This is a genomic window from Corynebacterium nasorum (genome assembly GCF_030229765.1).
Classification (GTDB): domain Bacteria; phylum Actinomycetota; class Actinomycetes; order Mycobacteriales; family Mycobacteriaceae; genus Corynebacterium; species Corynebacterium kefirresidentii.
Map to the genome: position 1 here is coordinate 1 of NZ_JASPGY010000023.1, position 778 is coordinate 778.

2 pseudogenes are annotated in these 778 nt (G+C 55.5%); both read right to left on the reverse strand.

Annotated elements, in window-relative coordinates:
- Positions 1-291: pseudogene (locus QP904_RS11720) on the reverse strand (helix-turn-helix domain-containing protein); the annotation flags it as partial.
- Between the two features lie 19 nt (positions 292-310).
- Positions 311-760 (reverse strand): annotated as a pseudogene (locus QP904_RS11870) (helix-turn-helix domain-containing protein); the annotation flags it as partial.
- Positions 761-778 lie beyond the last annotated feature (18 nt).

Consider the following 778-nt stretch of genomic DNA (forward strand, 5'->3'; position numbering starts at 1 on the left):
TTTCACGAGCGACGACACTGTGGTGCCTATTTATTTTCTGCGCGATGGCTCGTGCCGAATCACCGACACGACATCCCGCTTCAATAGCAACACGGTCTTCAACAGTAAGCCTGCGACCACGCCCTACTAAGGCGTGTTTGTCGAATACGCCGCTAGGAAATCCATCAACGGCTTGAGTTTTCATCGGTGCTGGCATAACAGAATCTTTACCCAGCTTCTTGCCTGTATCTGGCAAAGACACCACCGCCTCATCAGGCGTTCGACGATGTCGCTGCCGGCGTAACTTCGCATACCGCTGCTTCCTTATCCACCCATACACGGTAGAAGGATGCACACCGATAGCATCAGCCACTGTCTGACAGCTCTCACCAGCAAGCACTCGCTCCACGGCCTGGGCACGTTTATCAGGTGACAAGTGGGCGCGTCTAGGCCGCACTTCGATTACACCAGCTTTCTTTAACCTGCTGTGAAGCAAGCCAGTCGATATTCCAACAGTCTGTGCTGCTTGACTGATCGACATACCTGCACGCACCAACCCAACAGCCTCACGGACAAACGGATCACGCAAACGACTCGCACGCCTGCCTGGAGGTTCGACACCTCTTACCCTCAACCAACCGTAAACCGATTCGGGGCCTACACCCACATCACGCGCGACCAGGCTAACTGCCTCGCCTGCCACCACGCGCTCAACAGCAGCATCCTTAACATCCTTCGGAGTCCAACGCGTCACAACTACCTCCCGGTCGAAGTGGCGCATTCACCCCTTGACAGCACG